We start from the raw sequence: 8,082 nt of genomic DNA on the forward strand, positions 1-8,082 counted from the left end.
GGGGTGGACGACGCCGTGGCCGCGCTCGACTGGGTGGCAGAACACGCGGCGACGTTCGGCGGCGACCCGACCCGCCTCGGCGTCGCGGGAACGAGCGCGGGTGGCAACCTCGCGGCCGTCGTCGCCCTGCACGCCCGCGAGTTCGACGGGCCGACGCTCTCGCATCAGAGCCTCCTCTATCCCATCACGAACCACGCCTTCGACACCGATTCCTACGACGAGAACGAGGACGGCCCGCTGCTGACCCGCGCGGACATGGAGTGGTTCTGGAACCACTACCTCCGCAGTCCGGTCGACGGCAGGAACCCGTTCGCGTCGCCACTTCTGGCGGAGGATCTTTCGGGTCTCCCGCCCGCAACGGTCGTGACAGCGGGTCACGACCCGCTCCGTGACGAGGGAATCGCCTACGCCGAGCGGCTCGACGACGCCGGAGTGGAGGTCGAACACGACCACTATCCGGGAATGACGCACGGATTCCTGAGCCTCACCGGCGACGTGACGACGGCCGACGGGGCGATGGATTCGGTCGCCGAATCGCTCTGCACGATGTGACGAACTGCGATGTGGTGGCTGTGGACGTGACGCCGTGGCTCGACGTCACATCGAGAAGGCGATGGGAAGCGACGGCTGGAGGAGCAAAGCACCGAACGAATATTGCCGAGATACGGTCCGAAGAACGGTGAGCGTCGTAGATCCGCCACAACGTTTAGGCGAATCCCAACCGAGCACGACGTGGGGGGAACCATGTCCGAGACGATAACGTTAGAAACGGCGAAGCAGTTGATAGACGCCGCTGAACGAAAGGCCGAGGAAATCGGCGTTCCGTCGGTTATCACGGTCGCCAATCCGGACGGCAACATGATCGCACAACATCGGATGGACGACGCGTGGCTCGCCAGCGTGAATATCTCGCGGAACAAGGCGTACACGTCCGCCGCGCTCGAAATGCCGACCCACGAACTCGCCGAACCGTCACAACCGGGGAACTCGTTGTACGGACTCCAGACCACTGACGACAGCCGGATCGTCATCTTCGGCGGGGGCTTCCCGCTCGAACGGAACGGCGAAATCGTCGGCACGATCGCGTCGAGCGGCGGCCAAGTGGACGAGGACATGACCGTCGCGCGTGCCGGTATCGACCAGTTCCAGACGCTGACTCACTAGCCGTGCACTCCATACGGCAACCGGCGTACACCGGGGAAAATCGCTGTCTTCCCTGTACCGCAGTCAACCTCTTTATCGCAGTAGTCATCAGCCTGCTACTGGCGAGCCTCTCGATTTTCGTCGGCGCGGCGACGTTCGTCGTCTCCCTCGGCCTCATCTACCTCCGCGGCTACCTCGTTCCCGGAACGCCGGAACTGACGGCGAACTACCTCCCGAGCGAGGCGCTACGACTGTTCGGCAAGGAACCGGAATCGACGGTCGCGGCGGACGAGTTCGAACGCCTCTCGTCGATGAACGTCGTCGTCCCGTGTGATGGGGGTTCGACCGACTCGACGTGTCTCGCGCCCGAGTTCCGGGATGCGTGGCAGCGGCGAATCGAATCGACCGATCCGGAGAGAATCGGACCACGGGACGTCGCGGACCTGCTCGGTGTTGCCGAGGGCGACGTGTCTTCCATCGGCGAGCGCGCGTTCGTCGTCTCCGGGGACCGCCTCGTTCACTGGCCGTCGTCGGCCGCGCTCGTCGCCGATGTGGCCGCAGGAGCCGAACTGAGCGCGCGAAGCGACCGGTCCGTCGAATGGGGCGAGATGGAACCGGACGCGCGTGAGGAGTCGCTCACGCGCTTACGGACGTTCCTGTCCGATTGTCCGACCTGTGGCGCGACGTTGACGCGGGACGAGCACCGCGTCTCGTCCTGCTGCCAACCGTCGAAAACGGTGTTCACGTCCACTTGTGAGGGCTGTGGCGCGCACATCGTGGAACTGGACGGGGCGAAGTGAGCCGACGGGTGGTATCGGCCGGGACTACATCGTCGTGGTCGTCGAACCGCCGCCCTTCACGACAATCTTGCCGTGTGCCTTCCTGTAGTTCTCCGCGAAGTACGCGGACAGCTTCTTCGACGCGGTGAACGTCACCGTCTGTGACGTCCCCTTCTTCAGCAGGAAGTCCGAGCGGGACAGCGCCGGGCCGTTCGGATAGTTCGTGGTGAGCACGAGGTTCGGTCGGTTCGCGGCCCGCGAGTACGAGGTCGTGTTCGTCCACTTGATGGCGTACCGTTGTCCCTGCTGCAGGTTCAGCGTGGGGTTGGTCTTGCCCTTGATGCCCGAGGACTGGCCCATCCATTTGCCGTCCTTGAACCCGAGTTGGAACGTCTTCGACGGACTGCCCTGCGTCGTTTGATTCGTGGTCGTCTGGGTGGTTCCATTGCCGCCCGTGCTGATGGCACCGCGCATCTCGACGGGATGAATCTCGCAATAGTACTCGTTGGTGTCCTTCTTCGGAGTGAACCGCACGGTTTGGGTCTGTCCCTGCACGTTCATCAGCGGCGAGCGGACGACGGTGCTCCCGTAGTCCGCCGTCTGTGGGTCCCCGTCCGCACTCATGGCGATGAAATTGTGGTCGAAGCCGTCGAGGTTGATCCAGATGACCTCGTAGGGCTGGCCCGCCTTCAGGTTCAACGTCGGGTTCAGTTTCCCCTTGATCGATTCCGGGGCGATGCCTTTCCACCCCGTGGACTGCCCGCCGAGTTTGATCTGTTTGGCGGGTTTCTTGGAGTTGCCGTCGTTCCCTGATTGCGTCGAAGTGCTGGTGGTGCTTTGGGACCCGCCGCTCCCGCCACCGTTTCCGCCGCCGGTGTTCACCTGACCCTTCATCGTCGTCGGGTGGACCGTACAGAGGTACGTCGCCATCTTCTTCGACGCGGTGAACGTGACCGACTGGGTCTTCCCGCGATTGTTCATTATCTTCGTCTTGACCAACTGCTTCCCGCTCTTGTCCCGGATGACGAAGTCGTGCGGTTGGCCGTCGAGGTTCTTCCACACGACGGTGTACTTCTTGCCCGGTTTGAGTTTCAGCGTCGGGTTCTTTTGCCCCTTGATCGAGTTCGGAGCCTGCCCCTGCCATCCGGCCACTTTTCCGCCGAGCCGAATCTTCGTGCCGCCGCCCTGTGCGAGGGTGCCGGTGAGACCGACGAGCGTCCCGCTCGCCGCGGTTCGTTTGAGGACGGTTCGACGTGAGACCGAGTTCGCTGTCCTGTCGCGGTGTTCGTTCATTGCTCTCGTGTCGTTCTCGTTGTTCTGCGTGGGTCGCATCCGACTCACTTCCCCTGTCCCTTCATGGCGAAGACGGCGACCGTGCTGCCACGGCGGCCGTGACGGAGCCACCCGCTCCCGCCGACTTGCACGGCGATGTACTGTTTGTTCGTTCCCGGGTCGTACCAGCTGCTCGGCGAGGAACAGATGGGCGCGCCCAACTGCATCTGCCACAGCCTGTCGCCCGACTTTCCGTCGTAGGCGACGAAGTTACCCTTCTGCGTGCCGAGGAACGTCAGCCCGCCCGCCGTCGTCATCGACCCGCCCCACAGGTAGCTGTCGTCCTCGATCCACTCCCGCCAGACGCGCTTGCCCGTCCGTGGGTTCACCGCGACGACGGCGCTCGTCTTGCCGTTCCAGCCGTCCGGTTCGTTCACGTCCGGCCAGTCGTGGAACGTCCCGCCGAAGTAGCCGCCACCGGGGCTGTACTCCTGGTGTTGCCACCAGATCTGTTGGGGCGTGTTCTGTTGTTTCATGTAGACGAGTCCCGTCTTCGGACTGTAGGATGGCGGCTGCCAGTCGTTGCCGCCCTGCGCGCCGGGCACGAACGAGATCCCTTGATCGCCGACGTGTGGTACCTCTTTGAACGTGTTCAAGTGCTGAACCGTCGGCTCGCTCCGCTTCAGTAGTTTGCCGTTCGTGGCATCGAGCGTCTGCACCCACCCCGTCTTGCCGGGGCTGACGACGATGTCCTTTTTCTTTCCGTCCACCTTCTGGTCCCGGATGAGGACCTTCGGCGACGAGGAGTCGTAGTCCCACGTGTCATGGGGGCTCTCCTGATAGTTCCACTTCGGCTTGCCGGAGTTGGCGTCGAGCGCCAACGTCCCGACGCTGAACCGGTTCGGTCCGGGTCGGACCGCGCCGTCGAAGTCCGGACCGGGGTTGCCGACCGGCGAGAAAATCACGTCGTTGTGCCGGTCGATGGTTCGGGACATCCACGTCGTCGTCGATCCCTGTTTCCAGCTATCCCCGACCCACTGGTCTTTCGGCCGCGTCTCCGTCTTCCACTTCTGTTTGCCGGATTTGGCGTCGAGCGCGGTAACGAACCCCCGGACGCCGTACTCGCCGCCCGCGCTGCCCGTGATGACCATGCCGTTGTACGGCGTCGGTGCCCACGTCGCGGAGTAGCCGTCCTGCCACTTGCCGGTGGACGTGTACCACTTCTGCTCGCCCGTGTATCGGTCGAGCGCGACGACCCCCGAATCGAGCGTCGTCATGAACAGGGTGTCGCCCAGAATCCCGAAGCCACGGTTGTTCGTGTCACAACAGAGGATGAGACCGTCCGGGTTCGCGTACGTGTAACTCCAGAGCACCTTGCCGGTTCGGGCGTTGATGGCCTTTCCGTGGTCCGGCCCGTTCGTCTGGTACATGATGGGCGGGTCGCCCGGCACGATGAGGGGGCTTCCCTCCATGCTGTCGGCGATGCCCGTCTCGACGAGATACTCCAACTCCAGGTTCTTCACGTTGTCCGGCGTGATGACGTTCGCCGAGGAGTAGCGCTGTTGTTCGTACCCACCGCCGTAGGTCAGCCAACTGGTTTGGTCGGTCGTCGTCTCGTTCAGCATCTCCTGCGTGACCGGTTTTTTGGGAATTTCGTCGACGGCGTACTGCTGCGTTATCGACTGGCTCGGCGTTCCCTGTAGCTTGTACCCCTCCTCGATTTCTTCGAGTTCGTGTTCGTTCGCCGCTTTCACGGCCTCGTCGTTCTCGATGTTCATCCTTCGACCTCCCACGAGTGCGGTGCACGCATCTCGTCGGTGATGCGGAACGCGTCGTTGGTCAAATCCTCCTGTCCGACGATCATCGCCGCCGTCCCGGCGGTCAGCGCGGCGGTCAACTGGCTGTCGGTCAACGAGCCATCAGTCACTCCCTGGGCGGCGGTGCCCAAGAGGTGGAACCCGCCGAGCATCGCCTTGATGTCCCACATCGCCGCGTCGAGAATGTCGTCGGTCAACAGGACCTCGTTCTGCCAGAGGTGCGTGTCCATGTCGTCCACCCACAACAGCGACCCCTCCGCCGCACGGTGGTGCAGCGGCGCGACGTGTTCGACGTCGAACTCGACACCCTCGGGGATGTCCTTCGTCGGCATCCAGAGCGCGAGTCGGCCGGTGTTGTTCACCACGTTCATGACGAGTGCTGTCTTCTCCCGTTCGCTGAACCCGAGGTCCGACAACGTGTTCGTCAGCAGTTCCGCACGAATCAACTCGTGTGCGACGTTCTCGATGTGATTCTCGGTGAACGCCGGAAGATGTGATTCGACGCTTTCGTAAAATCCGATGTCCACGAGGTGGTCGTTGATCGTCCACGCTGACGCGGCGAGTTCCCGATAGAGGCGCTCGTCTCGGGCGGGAATTCCCGCCGCCCGAACGTCCTCGATCCTCCCCATCCGTGTGGCGAGACCCGAGAGGCCGCCCGCCAACAGATCGGCGTCGAGTTCGCCGGTCACGTCCCCTCGAATCGCGTGTCCCATCGAGGACAGCTCTTCGGCCGAATCCCCGTGTAGCTTCCCGCGAAGTCCGTCGAGTGTGAGATCGCTCCCGACGGCAGCGGCGCTGGTCACCCCCAGTACTCGTAAGAACCGTCGCCGTTCCTCGTCGTCTATCTCCGGTGCGTAGTTGGTCATTTCGTTTTCTCCCCCATCCGGGACCTCTGTGTCAGTCCCACCCACACAAATCGACTTGGTTATTTGTTAATACTTGGATGAAAACCACAATAGTTGATATTAAGATCCGAACTCTGCCGTGGAATACCAACGCCAAAAACGGAGACCGTATCCCGAAAACCGGACTTCAACCGCGGGTGATGGGAAGGGATTCGTGAATCCTTTTTAAGGAATCGGGGAATCGTCCGCGCACGCCCGTTTCGTTCACGACCACTGGAAAACCATCGACCGATCGGGGTTGATTCGAAACGTCCGGTCATGATCTCGGTTCGATATAAAAAGGAAGTGGGAAATCTTTATCTGAATGTCCGTCGTCTGTCACTCTTCGCATGAAGGGGGAGAAAAACATGGGGCGGCGCCGAGCGCTGCAAGTCGCGGCGGCCGGAATGGGTCTCGACCTCGTGGGAACGGCACAGGGAAGTCGAGCGACACGGAAATCGAACGCCGTGGACGTCATGCTGAACTGGAACGCGAATTCGACACAGGCGGGCTACTTCGTCGCCAAGCGAAAGGGGTTCTACGACGAACAGGGCGTGACCGTGACGGAGTTCGTCCCCGGACAGGGCGGCACCTTCGCGGCCAAGCAGGTCGGGTTGGGACGCCAAGGGTTCGGGCTCAGTGACGCCGCATCGGTGCTCACCGCACGGAGCAAGGGACTGCCGGTGCGGTCATACGGAACCAGCCAACAACGGAGCGACGGCGTCGTTTACACCGTCGAGAAGGTGTTCGGTGGGAAACTCGAGAAGCCGAAACAGTTGCGGGGAACGACGCTCGCCGCGCCGAAGGACTCGCCGATGACGACGTTGACGAAAGCGGTGTTGAAACGAGCGGGCGTGCTCGACAGCGTGAACTTCCTCGGTGTCGCACCCGAACAGCAGACGCCGATGTTGCTGTCGGGGAACGCCGACGCCGCGATCGCCATCTTCGACTCGCCCACCGCGCTCAGGCGGAAGGGGTACGACGCGTCCGCGATCCGACTCGCGGACTACATGCCGACCGTCGGTCGGACGGTCATCTCGCGCCCGAAATTCGCCGAACGGAATCCGAAAACCGTCCGGGGCTTCCTGCGTGCGACCGCCAAGGGATGGGCGTGGACCGCCAACAACCCGAAGAGGGCGATGGACGTGATGGTCGATGCCAAGCCGAGTTTGGCACAGTCCCGGAAGATGGGCGTCTTCAAAATCAAGTACACGACGAACAACCTCGTCACGGGCGATAACGGACGATGGGGCTGGCAACGGCCGAAGTCGTGGAACACCGTCAGCAAAGCGCTGTTCCGGACGGGTGTCGTGCCGAAAACCGACGTTCGGGCGGCGTGGACGAACGACTACCTCGACGCGGAGTACGAGTACATCGAGTCGTACGAAGGGCACGTCGAGAGCGGCCGATAGCGGAATGGATTACACCCGGAGCGCCGACGGAGAAACGACTTCGAACGCGGGCACGGAATCCGAGTCGAACGCGAGCGGAGAATCCGAATCGAACGGGGGACGAACCCTCGGTCGTCTCCCGAACCGACTCGTCTCCATAGCGACGCTGTTGGGTAGCATCGCGCTCGTCGTACTCGTCTGGCGGTTCACCGTGGACGCGCTTTCGCTACCGACCGTCTTCCTCCCGTCACCGAGCGCAGTCTGGGTCACGTTTATCACTCACGCTGGGTCGATGTATCCGCAGATCGTCTACACCGGGACGGAAATCCTGTTGGGATGGCTGGTCGGCGTGACGGGCGGAATAACGCTCGCGGCGGTAATGGCGCTCTCCGGCCGACTTCGCGCCGTGCTGTACCCGACGGTTCTCGCGGTTCGTATCGTGCCGCTCGTCGTGTTCGCACCCCTCCTCGTCCTCGTCTTCGGCGCGACGCTCACCACTCGGGTCGGTATCGCGGCACTGTTGACCTTCTTCCCGATGACGGTGGCGACGCTCGACGGACTCGGGTCGGTGCCTAAAACCCACCTCGACCTCGGGCGACTCGTGGATGCACCGGCGTGGCGACTGCTGCTGTCGATCCGACTCCCGTACGCACTGCCGGAGGTGTTCACCGGGCTGAAAATCGCCACGCCGCTCGCCGTCGAGGGCGTCCTCATCGCCGAATTTCTCGCCGCGACGAAGGGTGTCGGCTTCGAACTGCTGGAGACAGCACGCCTGCTCCACACCCCGCTTTTGTTC

Annotated in this window: 8 protein-coding genes; 5 read left to right on the plus strand and 3 right to left on the minus strand. The window is 62.9% G+C overall.

Annotated elements, in window-relative coordinates; translation table 11 throughout:
- The 3 genes from WBV42_RS17155 to WBV42_RS17165 form a co-directional block, all read left to right on the plus strand.
- On the plus strand, positions 1-552 hold a 552-nt coding region (locus WBV42_RS17155; RefSeq protein WP_423987101.1), incomplete at its 5' end, for an alpha/beta hydrolase.
- 192 nt (positions 553-744) lie between these two features.
- On the plus strand, positions 745-1,164 hold the full coding sequence (locus WBV42_RS17160; RefSeq protein ID WP_423987102.1) for a GlcG/HbpS family heme-binding protein: 420 nt from the start codon (positions 745-747) through the stop codon (positions 1,162-1,164).
- Positions 1,165-1,166: 2 nt separating this feature from the next.
- Positions 1,167-1,943 (plus strand): hypothetical protein, encoded by a 777-nt coding sequence (locus WBV42_RS17165; RefSeq protein ID WP_423987103.1) that lies wholly within the window; start codon positions 1,167-1,169, stop codon positions 1,941-1,943.
- 24 nt (positions 1,944-1,967) lie between these two features.
- Here WBV42_RS17165 and WBV42_RS17170 read toward each other — a convergent pair whose 3' ends face one another.
- The 3 genes from WBV42_RS17170 to WBV42_RS17180 are packed head-to-tail and all read right to left on the minus strand — an operon-like array spanning position 1,968 to position 5,877.
- Positions 1,968-3,215 carry a cupredoxin domain-containing protein gene (locus tag WBV42_RS17170; protein WP_423987104.1) on the minus strand — a complete coding sequence of 416 codons (1,248 nt, stop codon included), beginning with the start codon at positions 3,213-3,215 and terminating at the stop codon, positions 1,968-1,970.
- A 44-nt stretch (positions 3,216-3,259) separates the two neighbouring features.
- Positions 3,260-4,972, minus strand: coding sequence for a pyrroloquinoline quinone-dependent dehydrogenase (locus tag WBV42_RS17175; RefSeq protein WP_423987105.1), 1,713 nt, complete (start codon positions 4,970-4,972; stop codon positions 3,260-3,262).
- A complete protein-coding gene (locus tag WBV42_RS17180) occupies positions 4,969-5,877 on the minus strand; it encodes a hypothetical protein (protein WP_423987106.1) in 909 nt (302 codons plus the stop codon). Before WBV42_RS17180 ends, WBV42_RS17175 begins: the two co-directional genes overlap by 4 nt.
- A gap of 368 nt (positions 5,878-6,245) precedes the next feature.
- On the opposite strand from WBV42_RS17180, the gene WBV42_RS17185 reads away from it, so the two are divergent.
- Together WBV42_RS17185 and WBV42_RS17190 are read left to right on the plus strand one after the other, a co-directional pair.
- Complete coding sequence (locus WBV42_RS17185) at positions 6,246-7,307, plus strand: ABC transporter substrate-binding protein (protein ID WP_423987107.1); 1,062 nt, start codon at positions 6,246-6,248, stop codon at positions 7,305-7,307.
- 4 nt (positions 7,308-7,311) lie between these two features.
- The coding region (locus WBV42_RS17190; protein ID WP_423987108.1) for an ABC transporter permease at positions 7,312-8,082 on the plus strand (771 nt) is incomplete at its 3' end.

The organism is Haladaptatus sp., from assembly GCF_049589095.1.
Lineage (GTDB): Archaea > Halobacteriota > Halobacteria > Halobacteriales > Haladaptataceae > Haladaptatus.